The organism is Croceivirga lutea, from assembly GCF_014235875.1.
GTDB lineage: Bacteria > Bacteroidota > Bacteroidia > Flavobacteriales > Flavobacteriaceae > Croceivirga > Croceivirga lutea.
Map to the genome: position 1 here is coordinate 25564 of NZ_JACJUK010000009.1, position 19597 is coordinate 45160.

The following is a 19597-nucleotide window of genomic DNA, read 5'->3' on the forward strand; positions in this document are numbered from 1 at the left end:
ATTTCAAAAGCCAAAATAATTTTTTAGCTCCGCCTGTTTTGGCGCATTTTTTGTGGGGAGAGCAGGATTCGAACCTGCGAAGGTAAAAACCAACAGATTTACAGTCTGTCCTCGTTGGCCGCTTGAGTATCTCCCCGCCTTGATTTTCAGTATGTTATGAGCCGATAGAGGGACTCGAACCCACGACCTGCTGATTACAAATCAGCTGCTCTAGCCAGCTGAGCTATATCGGCTTTTTATCGCTTTTTTTGCACAAAAAAAGCCCGTTATTTCTAACGGACTGCAAATGTAGCGTTTTATTTGTTTTTTCAAAATATTTTGAAAAAAATTTTTCTAAGCAAATGCTCTTTGCTTTTGTTTCTTTTTTACAAGCTTTCTTTCTAAGGAATTACATGCTGAATCTACCGCCTCTTCAAAAGATTTACATTGTTTTTTTACAATGAATTTATCTTTAGGCACATGCACTTTAATTTCAACAATTTTATTTTCTTTACTACTGGTATTTTCAACCTTAAGATAAACATCCGAACTAATAACCTTGTCGTAGAACAATTCTAACTTATCCATTCTATTTTGAATAAAATCAATTAGCTTTCTGTCAGCATCAAAATTTACAGATTGTGCATTTACCTTCATAATATAAGATGTTTTTGAGCCTACAATTTGTAAGCTAGGTTAAACAAAAAAGGATTTACTCCTTATTTCTTGGGTGCGCCTTAGTGTGGGCTTTTTTTAATTCAGCTATACTACTATGTGTATAGACTTGTGTTGAAGCCAAACTACTATGGCCTAACAATTCTTTTACAGCGTTGAGGTCTGCCCCTTGGTTTAAAAGATGTGTTGCAAATGAGTGCCTAAGCACATGCGGACTCTTTTTTACCTTGGACGATACCTTACTAAGATACTTATTTATAACCCTATAAACAAGTGTTTCGTATAAACGTTTTCCTGAATTTGTTAAAAAAAAATAATTGTCATCTATGATTATTTCTAGGTTTGCTCTAGTATCTAAGTATTCTGTTATAGGTAATTTTAAAGAAGGTAATAGTGGAACTATTCTTTCTTTATTTCGCTTACCAAGAACCTTTACAGTTGCATTTTGAAAATTGAAATCGGAAAGTTGTAATGCAATAAGCTCCGCTCTTCTAATGCCCGTAGCGTAAAGCATTTCTAACAATAACTTATCTCTTAAACCTTCGAAATCTGAATCAAACTCAATTGCTTGGAGCACTTGGTACATTTCGTTTTCTGAGATAGGAACTATAACATCTTTTTCTACTTTTAACGCTTTGTGTTTGGCAAGTGGAGAAAACGTTATTTGTTGTGACTTTAAAAGAAAGGAATAATACGACTTTAAAGAAGCTATTTTTCTATTTATACTCCTATTACTAATACCCTGTTCGACTAAATAAATAATCCAGCTTCTTATTTCATTATAGGTAACATCCTTGATATTTTCTTCTTTAAATTCTTCCTTAAAAAAATTAGAAAAATCCTTAATATCTTTTTCATATGCAATAACTGTATGTTTTGCATATTTTTTTTCTAGACTTAAATACTCTATAAATGCTTCTACTGACATTAATTCAAATGTACTAAAACAAAAAATCCCGTTTTATTGCTAAAACGGGATATTAAATTTTATATTAAGATTGAACTCTATTGCTCCTCTTGGTCTCTTAGACCTTGAATGTATTGCGCTTTTTGAATTTCAGCTCTTCTTTTTACAGAAGGTTTAGTGTACTGTTGACGTGCACGCAACTGACGCATTTTACCTGTTCTATCAAATTTTCTTTTAAAGCGCTTAAGGGCTCTATCGATATTTTCTCCTTCTTTTACTGGTATAATTAACATTGGCTACAACCTCCTTTCTTTAAAATTAACCCTTTAAAATTTTAAGGGCCCGCAAATATACAAATGTATTTTTACTATGAAAGATTTAAATTCACTTCTTTTTCCTCGTTTTTAGTCTTAGGAGCTTTGTACTCTTTTTTATCAATTACAATTTTTGCTATAATTTCTCGTAAAATTTCAGATGTTCCACCACCAATAGGTCCTAGCCTACTGTCTCTTAACATTCTAGCCATTGGATAATCTTCTATATAACCATAGCCTCCTAAAAACTGTAAGCAATTGTAAATAACCTCATCAGCAACTTTCGTAGATTTTAGTTTTGAAATTGTTGCTTGTTCAACTGCATACTCCCCATTTTCTAACATTGCTGTGACCATGTAGTTATAGTACTTGCAAACTTGAACTTCTGCGTGCATATCAGATATCTTATGTCTTAAGGCTTGAAATTGATTAATTGTTTTTCCAAACGCTTCTCTTTCTGACATGTATTGTAAGGCATACGATAAGGCATGTTCTGCTCTAGCATGTGCATTAATACCCATAACCAAGCGCTCTAAAGCAAATGCTTCCATTATAAAAGTAAAGCCCTTTCCTTCTTCTCCAATTCTATTAGCAACTGGCACTTCTACATTATCAAAAGCAAGTTCACCAGTATCTGAAGCACGCCACCCGAGCTTATTTAATTTATTTGAACTTACTCCTTTACTGTCTAAATCGACAATAAATAGGCTAATACCTTTATTACCAGCACTAGGATTAGTCTTTGCAGCCAATACAGCATAATCACCATAAACGCCATTGGTAATAAATGTTTTAGAACCATTGATGATATAGGTATCACCTTTTAATTCAGCAGTAGTTCTCATACCAGCAACGTCACTGCCTCCAAAAGGTTCTGTTACCCCAAGGCATCCAATCTTTTGACCATGTACACTTGGAATTAAATATTTTTGTTTTTGTTCAGGGGATGCATTCTTAATTAAATGCGTCATAGCCAGATAGGCATGTGCCCACATAGCTGCGGCAAAACCTCCTGAATTTATTTTTTGCATTTCTTCCAAGAAAACTACAGTATAAAAAAGGTCTAAACCTAAACCATCATATTCTTCAGGAGTTGCAAGACCAAAGTAGCCCATCTCTCCCATTTTTTTCCAGATAAATCGTTCTATGGTACCAGACTCTTCCCATTTATCTAGATGGGGGACCACTTCTTTCTGCAAAAAGTCATGCAAACTCTCTCTAAATAATTGATGTTCTTCAGTAAAATAAGTGGTATTCATTGCAATTTTTTATATAGACAAATATAACGCAATCCTATCAATCTTATCCGCTGGAAAATTGGGGATTTCTTTTAATTCATCAATACTTTTATATAAACCTAGCGCTAACCTTTTTGACACTATTTTCTCAGCTATTTGCCTGTTGATATATACAATTGAAGAAAGTTGATTTACAGTTGCTGTATTAAGATTAAATTTCTTGATATCAGGCACATTCAAAATTTTATAATTCCTCTGAATCTCTTTTACAACTTCTGGAGTTAAGCCATAAACATCATTTAACTGTTCTTCTATTAAAAAACCACCTAGTTTGGTTCTAAATTTGATAATTCTAGTAGACAACACCTCACCTATACCCTTAATTTGAACTAGCTCTTCTTTTGAAACGGTATTTAAATCTTTAATTTCTAAATTTCCAGAATTACTTCTTTTATGAAAGGTTTTATTAGGTTTTGAATTTACCCAGTCAGGAAACTTAAAAGAGGGTTCTAAAATAGCTAATAGAGAATCTGAAACTTTAGTTACTTTTTGGAATTCCAATGCAGAATTCACAAACTCACCTTTAGCTCTAAACTGATGCAATCTATCAATCTGTTCAACAGACAATCCTAAAGTATAACCTTTATAATCCGAAATATAATTTGGATTGAAAGGGTAAGTTTTTGAATACTCAGTGTTTTCAACTGCTTTTAAACTATCAATTCTAGCTTGATTTAAACTGTCTAGTCTAAAACTTGAATTTGTTTTATTCTTGAAAATAGCATCATAGCTCAAATATGCAATCTGAAGAATTAGTATAAAAAATAACAAAAAGAAAATCCCACTTCGTTGTTGCTTATTGAACTTGAAGTGGGATAACATTTTATGAACCATTAGCTATTTAATGATATACCTGTCTAGTTGCGTCTAAATAACGTTTCAGTTGTTTTTTAACGATTGGGAACAAGAAATATAAACCTACCATATTAGGAAATACCATTGCAAAAATCATAGCGTCTGAGAACGCCCAAATAGAATCCATACTAGCAGATGCACCAATTACAACAAAAACGCAGAATAAGACTTTATAGGTTAGGTCCATTTTTTTACTTCTACCAAACAAAAATTTCCAAGATTGAAGTCCGTAATAAGACCATGAAATCATTGTAGATACCGCAAATAGCACTACTGCGATGGTCAAGAATATTTTTGAATACGGAATGTATTCAGCAAAGGCTTTTGAAGTAATACCTGCACCTTCATAGGCTACACCATCAATAAAAACTGCACCAGAACCATCACCACCATAATCAAAGAAACCACCAAAATTGAAAATTACGATTACTAGGGCTGTCATTGTACAAATTACAACGGTGTCAATAAAAGGTTCAAGCAACGCTACCAAACCTTCAGAGGCTGAATATTTGGTTTTTACCGCAGAGTGGGCAATAGAGGCAGAACCAGCCCCAGCTTCATTAGAGAATGCCGCTCTTCTAAATCCTACTAAAAGCACCCCAATAACTCCACCAACACCAATAGCCTTTGGGTTGAACGCTTCTCTAACAATTAGCCCAACAGCATCATCAATTAAAGAGAAATTACTAAATATGATGAATAAACAACAAAGCACATAAATAATCGCCATAAAAGGAACTACTTTTTCTGTTACTGAAGCAATTCTTTTTATACCTCCAATAATGATGACAGCTACTAAAACTGCAAGTACAATACCTACAATAAAACCAGCCATTGTACTTTCCCAACCAAATAATTCTTTTATAACTATAGTTGCCTGGTTAGATTGAGCGGCGTTACCGCCACCAAAAGAACCACCAATACAAAAGAAAGCAAATAGCGCTGCAGCAATTTTACCTAATATTTTAAAGCCCTTTTCGTTTAAACCTTTACTTATGTAGTACATTGGTCCTCCATATACAGTACCGTCTTCCCCTACATCTCTATACTGTACACCTAAAGTACATTCTACAAATTTTGTAGACATTCCAAGAAGTCCACACACAATCATCCAGAAAGTAGCACCTGGCCCTCCAAGGGCAATAGCTAAAGCAACCCCAGCAATGTTACCATTACCCACAGTTCCAGATACTGCGGTAGCCAGTGCCTGAAAATGACTTACTTCACCTTCTTCACTCTCATCTCTAATAGTATCAGGAATATCACCACCATCTGTCATATGCTGTTCTACCTTAGCAAGACCGTATTGTTCTACCTCTACATATTTTCCTCTTACCACATTAATTGCAGTCCAGAAATATCGAATGTTCGGGAACCCAAAATAGATGGTAAAAAATAAGGCACTACCTACTAATAAAATTAAGACGAAAGGTGTACCAGCAATCTCAAAGAATATGACATTATTAAAGAAATCTGAGACAGGTTGAAAAGCTTGGTCAATCTTTTGGTCAATCCCGATTTCTTCAGCTTCCTGTCCAAAGCTTAGGACAGGTATCAACAGGCTTAAAATGGTTAAAAGTCTGTACTTCATGTTAGTTTTTTTGGTATGTTAAATTTGTGTTAGCTGACAATATCTTAAAAAAAAACAACTGTATCAAATTTTGTAGTTTTTTAACTATTCTAATCGGAATACTTGATGTAATTTCTGAATTTGTTCAGGTCTTCCTAATACTATAACCTTTCCTCGCGGTTCTAGAGGTAATTCTGGTTCTGGATTAATTACATATTTGCCATTGGGGTGAATGTAACCGATAATTGTACAACCTGTACGCTTACGCAAATCTAAATCTCTAATAGACTGGCAATCTATTTTCTCTTTAAAATCTTCAATCTCTACCTCCTCAAGATTAGTAGTATCTCCTCCTTCTGTTGAAAGTCTATCCATGAAAGTTATTAAATCTGGCATTACTACCAGTGCGGCCATATGGTCACCACCTATTTTATCTGGCATAATAACTTTATTGGCACCAGCAAATTGCAATTTTTTAACCGAGGTTACTTGAGAGGCTCTACTAATTATAAATAAATTGCTGTTCATTTGTCTTGCTGAAAGCACAACAAATAAGTTTAAAGCATCATCTGGTAAGGCGGTAACTAAATATTGAGCTCTCTTAATTCCGCTTTCTAACAATACTTCATCTTCATTAACATCTCCTTCTACAAAAAGAATTTCATCTTCAAAATTTTCTATGATTTCTTTATCCTTTTCAATTACAACAAAAGGTCTATTGTAAGCAGTTAAGCGTTCAGCTGCTTGTTGCCCATTTCTACCAAAACCACAAATTACCACATGGTTTTCTAATTGATTAATTTTTTGTTTCACCTTTTTCTTTTTTAAAAGTTGTAATGAATTTCTACTTAATAGATACTCTGTTATTACTGAGATTGCAAAACCAAAAATAAATACACTGCAAACGATTAAAACAACGGTAAACATTTGGGCATCTGCATCTAAAGGTCTTACTTCAGAAAAGCCAACGGTAGTAACCGTTATTATGGTCATGTATAAAGCTTCTACCCAAGAAAAGCCTGCAATTAGTTTGTATCCTAAAACGCCAAATACTAATGCTGAAAGCATTAGAGTTAAGGCCAAAGCCATTTTAGAACGAAAAAGTCTAATCATAATCTTAAAGGTCGAAAACCGAAGTGCGTTTGGTGTAAATTAGGTCTTTAATTTTTAGCCAAAAAGCAATAAATAAATATAGGGCAAAACCAAAACCTAGAGTAGCAAAAGTTAAATATATAAATGTAGAGCGTACAACCCTAGCCCTAATACCAATGGTCTCAGCTATTCTTCGGCAAACTTCAAAACCTCTTTTTTGAAAAAAGTATAACAAGTTGTAGAACCCGCGCATATTCAAAATTAACTATTTCGAAGCAACAACCTATTACCAATGGTACACTTTAGGCACCTATTTTTTGAGCAATATTGATTATGAAGCTGCAATTTGGCCTGACTTTCAAAAGCACTGGTAGTAGGGCTGCCAATTTTATCAAATTTTTCAATTATCGAATTTTTTTCTGCTTTTAAATTAATAGCTAACTCAAATAATTGCTCAGCAACTTCATTGCCAATGCTTTTTTGGTAGGCAAATTTTAAGGGTAATACCGTATTAATTACTACTAATTCAATAAAATTGGCTGAGAGCCTTTTTAACCGTTTACCACCTTCTTTACCAAAAACATAATGGGTTGACCAATATTCACTGGCATGAGTTTGAAATAAATTTTTCAAATCTACTACTGAATCAGCAGCTATTATTTGCTGAAAGAGTGACTGATGTTTGGCATACAAGTTGGCAAGTTGTGCTAATCTTATGGTTGGAAAATTATGTGGGCGTAAACCGTAAAAATTTGGTTTAGGCAGTAATTCGTTTTTTACACCAAACTTATTTTTTAAAAAGTTAAATTCTGTTTTTAATTGATTGTAATAGTCATCTTCAAAATCTTCTTCTAACAAATTTGCCGCACCAAAAAGTAAACTTTCTATAGTTGTTAATTTAGTTGAAACTTTTCTTACAACTGTAAAGTCTATAGTTTTTGCTATTTCTAGAAATACTTGACCATTTTTATTAAGACCAAAATTCTTCATTAACAAACAGAAAAGAACTTTCTCCCAATCATTATTAGATGCTTGTAACAATTGACTAAGTAGTTCAGATTTTTGTTGTAATCTTTCTACAAAAAGTCGTTCTAACCAGGTGGTTTTGTAGAATTCATCTACAGAAGCAAAGTCAGCTTCACAGTTTATGAATTTCTTCTTGGTCATTAAATTTTGATAATCTGAGAATATCACCTCATCTACAACCTCTTTTAAGGCTACACATGGTATTTTACTTCCATCTTTTCTAAATACGTCAACATCGTCTATCCAAACCACGTGTAGAATTACGTTATCATAATTGCTATCATTTTCATGACCATGAATAAACCAATCAGAAGATTTTATATGAATTTCAACATTACCAACCCATGTTTGATTATCAATAATTAAATGAGAATTAAAAAAATCAGGACCCGCTAACTGATTGTGTTGTCCTAACTTAAGAATGATAACTTCTTCGTTGGATGATGTCTTTAAATTTTGAGTATTGAATTTTTTATTTTTCCAGACAAAGTGAAGAAAATCTTCTCGCATTTAGCTAAAATAACAAAGCTTTACCATTTACCAGCATAGCTAAGGTCTTCTGCTATACTGGATTTAAGAAAGTTATATTTTAAACGATTAAGTTGTCTTATATGATGGTAATCGTGGGCTAACCAATTTACCAAAAAGCGTTTGGCAGATATTTCTCCAAATTTTGGGTGTTTTAAAGAGTTATTCCAGTTTACATTTTCGAGTTTATTAAGTACGTTGATAGATTTCTTTCTTTCATTTAAAAAACAAGAAACCACCTCTTCAAAATTTTGTTTTAGATAGTGATGGTTTTTCGGCCATTCTTCAGGTGTAATGGGTACTAACGGATCATTTGGTGTATGTAAGGTATGTAGAACTCTTTTTCTAAAATCGAATATCTCTTCATCAACAAGATGGCATGCTATTTCTAAAAAACACCAGACATCTTTATTTGGTTTGTATAGCTTTAAATCAGGTATATGTAAAACAAAAAGAGCCTGAAAAACTTTGTAATTATTCTCAAGCTCTTTTATGATATTTTGAACGTTCATTATTCTGCTACTTCACCATCCCAGTTCATAAATCCACCTTCTAAATTATATGCGTTTTCAAAACCCATGCTATTCATAATAGCACAAGCCTGCCCACTTCTATTACCTGAACGGCAGTACAAATAGTAATTTTTAGATTTATCTAGCTTTTCTAACTCATCTAAAAATCCTTGTCCTTTATAGATATCAATATTGGTTGCATTGGGTATGTAACCCTCTTCAATTTCTTGTTCAGTTCTTACATCTAGAATAAACGCATTGTTATCATTACTTAACTGCTCTGCCCATTCTTGTTGCGATAAATCTGCCATGTATTTATGTGTTTAGAATACAAAAATAAAAATCCGGAACAACTAGCTCCGGATTTTTAATAAAGTTTTATTAGGTTCAGGCCTTAATAGAACAACCAATGGCTTTAGTAGTTTTTATTGGAACTTCTTTACCAGAGAGCATTGCATCAACTGCATTTTCAACGAAGCGCTCTTCTACTTGGCTTTCATCTTGGTAATTATCGTCTATAGCTCCTATGTAGCGGACTATATTACCCTTTGTAGTTTTCTCTAAGAGATATACGTGAGGTGTACGGGTAGCACCGTATTGAGGATAAATTTCTTGATTTTCATCAATTAAGTATGGAAAAGTAAAGCCTTTTTCATTTGCACGTTTCTGCATATTTTCAAAGCTATCACCGGGTTTAACATCAACATTATTAGGCATAATAGCCACCACTGGCACTCCTCTTTCTTTATATTTTTTATCTAATGCTATGATACGCTCCTCATATTTCATAGCATACGGGCACGTATTGCATGTAAATATTACCAAATAGCCTTTGGCATCTTGGTAATCAGCCAATGAAACCATTGTTCCATCTGTATTCTTTAATTTAAAATCTGTGGCTACATCTCCAACCTTATAACCAGCTACTATAGGTTTTATACTAAATGCTGTGGTTAGTGTAATTAAGATAAAAGCAATTAATAATTTTATGGTTTTCATAGGCGTTATTTATAAAAATTTATCAAGTTCTTTTTTTAATTCTTCATAAGTAAATCCGCGTTCATAAAAAGCTCTTTCTTCTTTATTAAATATTAGTGTAGCTGGTATACCTCCACCCCAGTCTTTATCAACCTTAGGAATCCAGGTATTCATTTTAGGGTCATCAAGAATTACCACCTTACCTTGAAGTTTATGGTTTTCAACAAAAGGTTCTAGTTGTGTTTTCCACATGTTAGGCATATCTAAACTCACTAATATCATTTCAACATTATTCTGCTTTGTCTCGGCATAGAGTTTTTCAAAACCAGGTAGTTCTTCTATACAGGGTTTACACCACGTTGCCCAAAAGTTTACAATGTATGTTTTATCTGTATTTGTATATAATAAAGGTGCAATACCTTCATAATCGTAGACCGGGAATCTTACTGTTTCTTCAGTCTCAACATTTAAAACTGTTTTTTTTTCTACGCTTTTTGATTTTTCTGTTTCATTTTTACAACTTAAAAAAAGTGGTAAAATACATACTAAACCAAACAACAACTTCTTCATAATCATGGTATTCTGCCTTAAAATTACCTTGCTACACCTGTTTTATTAATTGATTTAACAAAATTTTATCTACTATGACTACAATCACCCGAATAAAATGTAGGTATATTTGTATATACAATTGTTGTAACAACATGAATGTAGAAGAAATTATAAAAACAAAAAAGGATATTCCTTTAAAAAGTAGAACACTTATACATTTAACCTTAGTTCAAAATAAGATAATTGAAACCATGAGTGCTGCTTTAAAACCTTATGATGTTTCTATTCAGCAGTTTAATGTGTTACGAATTTTAAGAGGTCAACAAGGTAAACCCGCTAATTTATCTACGCTTAACGAACGTATGGTTACTAAAATGAGTAATACTACCAGATTGGTAGATAAATTATTGGCTAAAGGTTTTGTAAAAAGAAACATATGCAAAGAAAATAGACGAAAGGTAGAGATATACATAACTCCGACTGGAGAGGATACCTTAATGCAAATTGACAAAACGGTGTCAAAAGTGGAAGAAGTTATAACCAACAATTTTAACAACGAAGAATTAAAAAAATTAAATCACTTACTAAATAAATTTTAGAAAAAAATGATTGCTACAAAAGAAAATACAATTGAAAACAGAACTTGGAGGTATGCCACCAAAAAGTTTGATAATGCAAAAAAAGTATCTGATAAAAACATGGATACTTTATTAGAGGCTATAAGGTTGACTGCATCTTCTTATGGTCTTCAGCCATACAAAGTATTGGTTATAACAGACCAAGAAATAAAGTCAAAATTGAGACCCGTTTCATGGAATCAATCACAATTAGAAGACGCATCTCATATTTTAGTTTTTGCAAATCAGACTGATTTTGGAGAAGAATTGGTCGATGAGTATGTAGAAAATATGTCAGCAACAAGAAATATACCTCTAGAGAATTTAAAGCCCTATGCTGAAATGATGAAGAATAATATAGTGGGCCTACCAAAAGAGGCTAAAGAAGCTTGGACAACCAATCAAGTTTACATTGCCCTAGGAAATGCATTACAAGCGGCGGCTGAATTGGAAATTGATACCACTCCAATGGAAGGATTTGATGCTGCTGAATACAATAAGATATTAGACCTTTCAGCAAAAAATCTAAACGCTTCTGTTGTTTTAGCTGTAGGGTATCGCTCAGAAGAAGATGCCACACAACATTATGCAAAGGTGCGTAAATCAAAAGAAGAATTATTTACACATATATAACTAAAAACAAAAACAAACATTTAATTTTAAAATCATGAAAAAAACTGCATTAAGTTTAGTAATGACTGCCATTTTTGGATTAACCGCAATGGCCAACCCTATTGATGACAAAAAAGAAATCAATACAGAGACAAGTAACGTAACTTGGAAAGGATACAAAGTAACAGGTTCTCACACTGGTACAATTAGTTTAAAATCAGGTTCATTAGAGTTTGATGGAGATAAATTAACTGGTGGTGAATTTACCGTGGATATGACAAGTATTAACACTACTGATTTATCTGGTGATATGAAAGGTAAATTAGATGGGCACTTAAAATCAGATGATTTCTTTGGTATTGAAAATCACCCAACGTCTACTTTAGTTTTTACTTCTGTTGAAGCTACTGGTAAAAACTCTTATGAAGTAACTGGCGATTTAACCATTAAAGGAACCACAAAACCTGTAACTTTTGATGTTTCTATATATGGTAGCAAAGCTACAGCAACGTTAAAAGTTGACCGTTCTGAATACGATGTACGTTACGGTTCAGGTAGCTTTTTTGATAATTTAGGTGACAAGACTATCTACGATGAATTCGATTTAGTAGTTGACTTAGAATTCTAAGCTTTATAGCTTACATACAGATACATACTTTAAAAATCTCGCTTTAAAAGCGAGATTTTTTTATACTACTCATCTATACTTTAATTCTATTTATCCACACATTGAAAGGGTTAACCAAAACAATTAGAAATTATGGTTTTTAGTAATGCACTTTTGTGGTATTAAAACCCATTAACATGCTAAATAACTCAACAAATTTGAATGAAAAAACGGGTCTTCATATAGTTTCAAACGCTCAACAAACACCTTTATTTTTCACAAATTATCAAAAAGAATTTACCTCAACAGAAAAACAGGCGTATCCGTGGCATTTTTCTATAACCATTGGTACCGGAGGAAGTTTGTCAGAAATCAAAGCACTAAAAGAAGAATTAGAGATACAAGCATTAATAGAAGAATTTTTAACTCAAAATATTTCTGATTTCAGCTCAATAAAAAAGATTTGTGGTGTGTTTAATACTCAAGGTAAAATTGAATATCATTGGTATTTAAAAGAGCCTATTTTAAAAATTAATTTTGAGGAAATTCAAGCCCTAAGAGAAATTAGTTTTTCGTTACAAAAAGATTATGGGTGGCAAAATATTTCTACTTTACTACAACATATTACCAAAACTGAAGTTGAAAAAAATAACGAAGACTCCGAAATTCGTGAACTTATCTTAAATGCTTCAAATTAATATTGGTATAAATTAATTTCCTTTCTATATTTACAGCAATGAAATTAAGAATAGAAAATAACTGGTGGTGGAATAACTTACGTCGAACTTCGTGAGCTAGTCCCTACTATATCTATAATTTAAAAGGCTTGTCATCACGACAAGCCTTAATTTTTTGAAGCCATTTGAGATGAAAATCAAATTAAACACCAAGTACAAACAAGTATTAGCAGACACTATTACACCTGTAAGCGTGTATTTAAAGATTAGAGATAAATATCCTAATAGTATTCTTTTAGAGAGTAGTGATTATCATGCTAATGACAACAGTTTTTCATATATCTGCTGTAACCCAATTGCAGCTGTAAAAGTTGAACACAACCAATTAACCACACAGTTACCAGATGGAACTGTTAAAAGTAAAGACATTACTTCAGAAATAGATATTACACAAGAATTAGATGCTTTTGCTAAATCTTTTGAAGTAACAGATTTAGATTTCAAATTCGCTACCAATGGGTTATTTGGTTATATGGCTTACAACGCTGTTCAGTATTTTGAAGATGTTACTATAACCTCTAAACCCAATTCTGTTGCTATACCAGATATTTATTACGCGGTTTATCAAAATGTAATTGCAATAAATCATTTTAAAAATGAAGCCTACATCTTTTGTCATTCTCCGAACGAGCTAGACAATGTAGATGAGCTAATTCAATTATTAAACGTTAGAAATTTTGCTACATACAATTTTAGCCGGGCCGGAGAAGTAGATTCAAATCTTGAAGATGAAGAGTACAAAGCGCATGTAGAACTAGCAAAAAAACACTGTCAAAGAGGAGATGTTTTTCAGCTTGTATTGTCTAGAAGATTTTCACAAGAATTTAAAGGTGACGAATTTAATGTTTATCGCGCACTGCGCTCAATTAATCCATCTCCTTATTTGTTCTTTTTTGATTATGGTGATTTCAAAATTTTTGGGAGCTCACCAGAAGCGCAACTCATTGTTAAAGAAGGAAAAGCAGAAATTCATCCTATTGCAGGTACGTACAAAAGAACAGGTAATGACGAAAAAGATGCAGCACTTGCAAAGCAATTAGCAGCAGATGACAAAGAAAATAGTGAGCATGTTATGTTGGTTGATTTAGCTCGAAATGATTTAAGCAGAAATGGTAATGCAGTTAATGTAGAAACCTATAGAGAAGTACAATACTTCTCTCATGTTATACACCTAGTTTCTAAAGTTACCGGAATTAAAAAACCAGAAATCTCAACGTTAAAAATTGTTGCAGACACCTTCCCCGCTGGAACCTTGAGCGGAGCTCCAAAGCATATGGCAATGCAGCTCATAGAAAAATACGAAAAAACAAGTAGAGGCTATTATGGTGGTGCCATTGGTTTTATGGATTTTCAAGGAAATTTTAATCATGCTATTATGATTAGAACTTTCTTAAGCAAAAATCATCAGCTACATTTTCAAGCGGGAGCAGGTTTAGTAGCCGCAAGTAATGCCGACGACGAATTACAAGAAACATATAACAAACTGGGTGCTTTAAACAAAGCATTAGAAATTGCTGAAACTATCTAAGATGAAAAAAGTATTAATGATAGATAACTACGATAGTTTCACCTATAATTTGGTGCATTATCTAGAAGAATTAGGTGCTCAAGTTACCGTTAAACGTAACGACCAATTAACACTAGAAGATGTAGAACCGTTTGAATTTATAGTTTTATCTCCGGGACCAGGAATACCAGACGAAGCCGGTCTTTTAAAACCCATAATTGAAAAATACGGACCCACCAAAAAAATCTTTGGTGTATGTCTTGGTCAGCAAGCTATTGGTGAGGTGTATGGTGGACAACTTATTAATCTAGACCAAGTTTACCATGGGGTAGATTCTATTATTGAAATTACTGGTGAAGATTATATTTTTAAGAATTTACCAAAAAAAATACAAGTAGGTAGATACCATTCTTGGGTAGTAGATGCTGACCTACCCGAAAATTTAATAGCCACTTCATTTGATAAGAATGGCCAATTAATGAGTTTAAAACATAAATCTTTCGATGTAAGAGGTGTTCAATTTCATCCAGAATCTGTTTTAACACCAGAAGGAAAACAAATGTTGAAAAATTGGTTAGATGGTTGACGCTTAAATATAAAATAAGAGCATTTGAACTTAATTAAAATACCATTTAAAAGTAAAGAATAAAGCTAAAAAGATTTTCGCCAAAACGGAGATTTAAAAAAAATATTCATGAAAGAAACACTTAACAAACTTATTAATCACGAAGTTCTTTCTAAAGAAGATGCAAAGCAGATACTAGTAAATATTGCTAAAGGTGATTATAACACCAGTCAAATTGCTGCGTTTTTGACGGTGTATATGATGCGCAGCATTTCAATTGAAGAATTGGAAGGTTTTAGAGATGCACTTCTAGAATTATGCCTTGCTATAGATTTAAGTGAATATAATCCTATTGATTTGTGCGGTACAGGTGGCGACGGTAAAGACACATTTAATATTTCAACATTAGCGTCATTTGTTACTGCCGGGGCAGGTATTAAAGTTACCAAACATGGTAATTATGGGGTTTCTTCAAAATGTGGTAGTAGTAATGTTATGGAGTTTTTAGGCATTAAATTCAGTAACGAAGCAGACTTTCTTAAAAAATCAATAGAAGAAGCTGGTATTTGTGTTTTACATGCTCCATTATTTCATCCAGCAATGAAAAATGTGGCTCCCATACGCAGAGAGCTAGCAGTAAAAACCTTTTTTAATATGCTAGGTCCAATGGTTAATCCGGCCTTTCCTAAAAACCAAATGGTAGGTGTTTTTAATTTAGAACTGGCTAGAATGTATGGCTACCTTTATCAAAACACCGATAAAAATTTTACTGTACTCCATGCCTTAGATGGTTATGATGAAATAAGTTTAACTGGCGCTACCAAAACTATTAGCCGCGGAACAGAAGCCATGTTAGTACCTGCTGATTTTGGAGTTGATAGTGTTTTACAAAATGAAATAGTTGGTGGTGATGATGTAGCAGATTCTGCCCAAATTTTCCTTTCAATTTTAAATGGAAAAGGTACCAATGCTCAAAATAATGTGGTATGTGCCAATGCAGGAGTTGCTATTGCTACTGTTGAAAATAGTTCGCCAAAAGAAGGTTTTGAAAAAGCCAAAGCGTCTTTATTAAGTGGTAAAGGATTACAAGCATTAAAAAAACTCCAAGAGTTAAGTAAAAATTAATGCCATGTCGAACGCTTTTGAAACTTCTTTTAATTGGATTACAAAATAGCTTCGCTCATTTAGAAATGATTTAGTTTACAAATGAATATTTTAGAAAAAATAGTAGCTGACAAATACAAGGAAGTAGAATTAAAGAAAACTTTAATTCCTGCAAAACAATTAGAACAATCTGTTCTTTTTGATAGGGTTAGCCCTTCTTTAGCCCTAGCTTTAAAAGAAAGTAGCACAGGCATAATTGCAGAACACAAAAGACGTTCTCCCAGCAAACAAACAATCAACCAAAATACCAACGTGGGTATGGTAGCAAGGGCCTATGAAACAGCCGGTGTAAGTGGCATGAGCGTGTTAACAGACATAAAATATTTTGGTGGTTCTTTAGAAGATTTGTTATTAGCGCGAGCATCAGTAACCATGCCATTATTGCGTAAGGAATTTATTATCGATGAATACCAAGTTCTAGAAGCCAAAGCTCATGGTGCAGATGTTATACTTTTAATAGCAGCTGTACTTTCAAGAGCGCAAATAAAAACACTTTCAGAACGCGCTAAAAGTTTGGGTATGGATGTACTTTTAGAAGTTCATAATTCAGAAGAATTGCAAAAATCTATAATGCCAAGTTTAGATATGCTTGGGGTTAACAATAGAAATCTTAAAACCTTTGAAGTAAGCCTTGATACCAGTAAAGTATTATCAGAGGAAATACCTGATGAATTTGTAAAAGTGTCTGAAAGTGGAATAAGTACAATTGACGCTATTAAAACTTTAAAACCATATGGTTATCAAGGTTTTTTAATTGGCGAAAATTTTATGAAATCAACTAACCCGGGAAAAAGTGCTCAAGAATTTATAAAGGAATTAATGAGATGAAACTCAAAATCTGTGGACAAAACAAAAATATTGAAGAAGTAGCGGCTTTGCGGCCAGACTATCTTGGGTTTATTTTTTGGGAGCCCTCTTCTAGATATTTTGACAATCAAATGCCTAAAATTGACCCTTTAATTAAAAAGGTCGGTGTTTTTGTTACTGCCACAGTTGAAGAAATTTTAACAACTGTTTCTGCCTATAATTTAGACGCCATTCAACTTCATGGCAAAGAAAGTCCAGAGTATTGTAAAAGCCTAAGTATAGCCCAGCGTAAACACAATCAACAAATTGAAATTATTAAGGTTTTTTCAATCAAGAACACCTTTGATTTTTCTATTTTAAAATCATATGAACCTTATGTAGATTACTTTTTATTTGATACTAAAGGTGATTTACCCGGAGGCAACGGATACACATTTGATTGGACAGTTTTGCAAAAGTATCCATCTACAACACCCTTTTTTTTAAGTGGTGGAATTGGAATAGAAAACGTTGATGAGATTTTAGCATTTATGAAAACGCCTGAGTCGAATTATTGCTATGCGGTAGACATCAACAGTAAGTTTGAAGATGAACCTGGATTAAAAAATTTTGAAAAAATAAAAGAGTTTAAGCAAAAGCTTGGGTCTTTGAACATATAACGTATTACATAGCACAAATGAAAAGTTATCACGCTAACGAAAAAGGATATTACGGAGAATTTGGAGGTGCATTTATTCCAGAAATGCTATATCCAAATTGTGAAGAGTTAAGACAAAATTATCTAAAGATAATGGCAGAACCCTCTTTTAAAGAAGAATTTGACCAATTATTAAAAGATTATGTAGGTAGGCCTACTCCACTCTACTTTGCAGAAAGATTATCAAATAAGTATGGTACCAAAATTTACTTAAAAAGAGAAGATTTGTGCCACACTGGAGCTCATAAAGTTAACAATACTATTGGCCAAATACTTATGGCAAAACGGTTGGGTAAAAACAGAATTATTGCCGAAACCGGTGCTGGTCAACATGGGGTAGCAACGGCAACTGTTTGTGCACTTATGGGTATAGAGTGTGTAGTTTATATGGGTGAGATTGATATTGCCCGTCAAGCTCCGAATGTTGCACGAATGAAAATGCTAGGCGCTGAGGTAAGACCTGCACTTTCTGGAAGTAGAACCTTAAAAGATGCTACAAACGAAGCTATTAGAGACTGGATTAACAATCCGGTTGATACCCATTATATAATTGGCTCGGTGGTTGGCCCACACCCTTATCCAGATATGGTGGCCAGATTTCAATCTGTAATTTCTGAAGAAATAAAATGGCAACTAAAAGAAAAAGAAGGCAGAGAAAATCCTGATTATGTTGTAGCATGTGTAGGGGGTGGTAGCAATGCTGCAGGTGCGTATTATCATTATTTAGATGAACCAGAAGTTGGCATAATAGCGGTTGAAGCTGCAGGTAAGGGCATAGATACTGGTGAAAGTGCCGCTACCTCGGCATTAGGTAAAGTTGGTATTATACACGGTAGCAAAACTTTACTTATGCAAACCCCAGATGGTCAAATAACGGAACCGTATTCTATATCTGCAGGTCTAGATTATCCCGGGGTTGGCCCAATGCATGCTCACCTATTTACTTCTAAAAGAGGAGAGTTTATTTCAATAACTGATGATGATGCCATGCAGGCCGGACTAGAACTATGTAAATTAGAGGGTATTATTCCCGCAATTGAAACCAGTCATGCCCTAGCAATTTTTGACCAAAAACAATTTAAGAAAGACGATGTTGTGGTAATTAATCTCTCTGGAAGAGGAGACAAAGACTTACAAAACTTCATTGACTATTTTAAACTTTAAGAATTAAACACAAAACAATGTTCGTTTAGAACTTCAGATTTAATTCTTAAAACATTGACATTATAAAAATGAATCGAATACAATCCAAACTTCAAGAAAACAAAAAGCTGCTAAGTATATATTTTACAGCAGGTTATCCTAAAATAGAAGATACCCTACCCGTACTTCAACATTTACAAAAAAGCGGAGTAGATATGGTTGAAATTGGCCTACCCTTTAGTGACCCTCTAGCGGATGGCCCTACCATACAAGAGAGTTCAACCGCCGCCTTAAGAAATGGTATGACAACCGAAAAGTTATTTGAGCAACTAAAAAACGTTAGAGATACCATAACCCTACCGTTAATTATAATGGGGTATTTTAATCCCGTTTTACAATATGGTGTAGAAGCATTTTGTAAAAAATGTAATGAAATAGGCATTGATGGTCTTATTTTACCAGACTTACCCTTAGATGTTTATGTGGAGGAATATGAAGCTACGTTTAAGAAATACGGTTTATTAAATATGTTCTTGATTACACCGCAGACCAGCGATGAGCGAATCAGACAAATAGATAATTCTTCAGAAGGCTTTATCTATATGGTAAGTTCTGCCAGTACCACGGGAGCAAAAAGTGGTTTCGGGCAAGAACAAGAATCGTACTTCAACCGCATTGCAGAAATGAAGTTAAAATCACCACAAATTGTTGGTTTTGGCATTAGTAATAAAGAAACTTTTAATGCTGCTACTAAAAGCACAAAAGGCGCTATTATAGGTTCTGCGTTTATAAAACAGTTGACTGCTAATGGAACAGAAAAAATTGCGGATTTTGTAAATTCAATAAAAAACTAAG

General features: G+C 33.4%; 24 protein-coding genes and 2 tRNA genes. 11 read left to right on the plus strand and 15 right to left on the minus strand.

Annotated elements, in window-relative coordinates; translation table 11 throughout:
• Positions 1-53 precede the first annotated feature (53 nt).
• From H5V42_RS13545 to H5V42_RS13610, 15 genes are all read right to left on the minus strand, one after another.
• Positions 54-136: transfer RNA gene (locus H5V42_RS13545), tRNA-Tyr, on the minus strand.
• 23 nt (positions 137-159) lie between these two features.
• Positions 160-233 (minus strand) — tRNA-Thr (locus H5V42_RS13550).
• Positions 234-333: 100 nt separating this feature from the next.
• A complete protein-coding gene (gene hpf / locus H5V42_RS13555; RefSeq protein ID WP_185783716.1) occupies positions 334-636 on the minus strand; it encodes a ribosome hibernation-promoting factor, HPF/YfiA family in 303 nt (100 codons plus the stop codon).
• Between the two features lie 55 nt (positions 637-691).
• On the minus strand, positions 692-1582 hold the full coding sequence (locus tag H5V42_RS13560; RefSeq protein WP_185783717.1) for a tyrosine-type recombinase/integrase: 891 nt from the start codon (positions 1580-1582) through the stop codon (positions 692-694).
• A gap of 77 nt (positions 1583-1659) precedes the next feature.
• Complete coding sequence (gene rpsU / locus H5V42_RS13565; RefSeq protein WP_185783718.1) at positions 1660-1854, minus strand: 30S ribosomal protein S21; 195 nt, start codon at positions 1852-1854, stop codon at positions 1660-1662.
• A 74-nt stretch (positions 1855-1928) separates the two neighbouring features.
• Positions 1929-3134, minus strand: coding sequence for an acyl-CoA dehydrogenase family protein (locus tag H5V42_RS13570; protein WP_185783719.1), 1206 nt, complete (start codon positions 3132-3134; stop codon positions 1929-1931).
• Positions 3135-3143: 9 nt separating this feature from the next.
• Positions 3144-3995: a ComEA family DNA-binding protein gene (locus H5V42_RS13575; RefSeq protein ID WP_241731919.1), complete on the minus strand. Its 852-nt coding sequence runs from the start codon at positions 3993-3995 to the stop codon at positions 3144-3146.
• Between the two features lie 19 nt (positions 3996-4014).
• The gene (locus tag H5V42_RS13580; RefSeq protein WP_185783721.1) at positions 4015-5619 is read right to left on the minus strand and encodes an alanine/glycine:cation symporter family protein; all 1605 of its coding nucleotides are present in this window, start codon (positions 5617-5619) and stop codon (positions 4015-4017) included.
• Positions 5620-5703: 84 nt separating this feature from the next.
• Positions 5704-6711, minus strand: a complete 1008-nt coding sequence (locus H5V42_RS13585) for a potassium channel family protein (protein ID WP_185783722.1) — start codon at positions 6709-6711, stop codon at positions 5704-5706.
• A gap of 4 nt (positions 6712-6715) precedes the next feature.
• Positions 6716-6943 carry a PspC domain-containing protein gene (locus tag H5V42_RS15275; protein WP_229665684.1) on the minus strand — a complete coding sequence of 76 codons (228 nt, stop codon included), beginning with the start codon at positions 6941-6943 and terminating at the stop codon, positions 6716-6718.
• 8 nt (positions 6944-6951) lie between these two features.
• Positions 6952-8226: a DUF2851 family protein gene (locus H5V42_RS13590; RefSeq protein WP_185783723.1), complete on the minus strand. Its 1275-nt coding sequence runs from the start codon at positions 8224-8226 to the stop codon at positions 6952-6954.
• Between the two features lie 20 nt (positions 8227-8246).
• A complete protein-coding gene (locus H5V42_RS13595; RefSeq protein WP_185783724.1) occupies positions 8247-8756 on the minus strand; it encodes a DinB family protein in 510 nt (169 codons plus the stop codon).
• A complete protein-coding gene (locus tag H5V42_RS13600; protein ID WP_185783725.1) occupies positions 8756-9067 on the minus strand; it encodes a rhodanese-like domain-containing protein in 312 nt (103 codons plus the stop codon). Before H5V42_RS13600 ends, H5V42_RS13595 begins: the two co-directional genes overlap by 1 nt.
• A 76-nt stretch (positions 9068-9143) precedes the next feature.
• Positions 9144-9755: a thioredoxin family protein gene (locus H5V42_RS13605; RefSeq protein ID WP_185783726.1), complete on the minus strand. Its 612-nt coding sequence runs from the start codon at positions 9753-9755 to the stop codon at positions 9144-9146.
• 9 nt (positions 9756-9764) lie between these two features.
• Entirely contained in the window at positions 9765-10304 is a 540-nt protein-coding gene (locus H5V42_RS13610; RefSeq protein WP_185783727.1) for a TlpA disulfide reductase family protein, read from the minus strand.
• A gap of 134 nt (positions 10305-10438) precedes the next feature.
• On the opposite strand from H5V42_RS13610, the gene H5V42_RS13615 reads away from it, so the two are divergent.
• From H5V42_RS13615 to trpA, 11 genes are all read left to right on the plus strand, one after another.
• Entirely contained in the window at positions 10439-10885 is a 447-nt protein-coding gene (locus H5V42_RS13615; RefSeq protein WP_185783728.1) for a MarR family winged helix-turn-helix transcriptional regulator, read from the plus strand.
• Between the two features lie 6 nt (positions 10886-10891).
• The gene (locus H5V42_RS13620) at positions 10892-11536 is read left to right on the plus strand and encodes an NAD(P)H-dependent oxidoreductase (protein ID WP_185783729.1); all 645 of its coding nucleotides are present in this window, start codon (positions 10892-10894) and stop codon (positions 11534-11536) included.
• Between the two features lie 34 nt (positions 11537-11570).
• Positions 11571-12143, plus strand: a complete 573-nt coding sequence (locus tag H5V42_RS13625) for a YceI family protein (protein ID WP_185783730.1) — start codon at positions 11571-11573, stop codon at positions 12141-12143.
• 176 nt (positions 12144-12319) lie between these two features.
• Positions 12320-12820, plus strand: coding sequence for a hypothetical protein (locus tag H5V42_RS13630; protein WP_185783731.1), 501 nt, complete (start codon positions 12320-12322; stop codon positions 12818-12820).
• Positions 12821-12989: 169 nt separating this feature from the next.
• On the plus strand, positions 12990-14387 hold the full coding sequence (locus H5V42_RS13635; protein WP_185783732.1) for an anthranilate synthase component I family protein: 1398 nt from the start codon (positions 12990-12992) through the stop codon (positions 14385-14387).
• Between the two features lies 1 nt (position 14388).
• Positions 14389-14952: an anthranilate synthase component II gene (locus H5V42_RS13640; protein ID WP_185783733.1), complete on the plus strand. Its 564-nt coding sequence runs from the start codon at positions 14389-14391 to the stop codon at positions 14950-14952.
• 108 nt (positions 14953-15060) lie between these two features.
• Positions 15061-16056, plus strand: a complete 996-nt coding sequence (trpD, locus tag H5V42_RS13645; RefSeq protein ID WP_185783734.1) for an anthranilate phosphoribosyltransferase — start codon at positions 15061-15063, stop codon at positions 16054-16056.
• Positions 16057-16137: 81 nt separating this feature from the next.
• Positions 16138-16923: an indole-3-glycerol phosphate synthase TrpC gene (gene trpC / locus H5V42_RS13650; protein ID WP_185783735.1), complete on the plus strand. Its 786-nt coding sequence runs from the start codon at positions 16138-16140 to the stop codon at positions 16921-16923.
• Complete coding sequence (locus tag H5V42_RS13655; RefSeq protein WP_185783736.1) at positions 16920-17561, plus strand: phosphoribosylanthranilate isomerase; 642 nt, start codon at positions 16920-16922, stop codon at positions 17559-17561. Before trpC ends, H5V42_RS13655 begins: the two co-directional genes overlap by 4 nt.
• A 17-nt stretch (positions 17562-17578) precedes the next feature.
• Entirely contained in the window at positions 17579-18763 is a 1185-nt protein-coding gene (gene trpB / locus H5V42_RS13660) for a tryptophan synthase subunit beta (protein WP_185783737.1), read from the plus strand.
• Positions 18764-18831: 68 nt separating this feature from the next.
• Positions 18832-19596: a tryptophan synthase subunit alpha gene (gene trpA, locus H5V42_RS13665; protein WP_185783738.1), complete on the plus strand. Its 765-nt coding sequence runs from the start codon at positions 18832-18834 to the stop codon at positions 19594-19596.
• Position 19597: the final 1 nt, after the last annotated feature.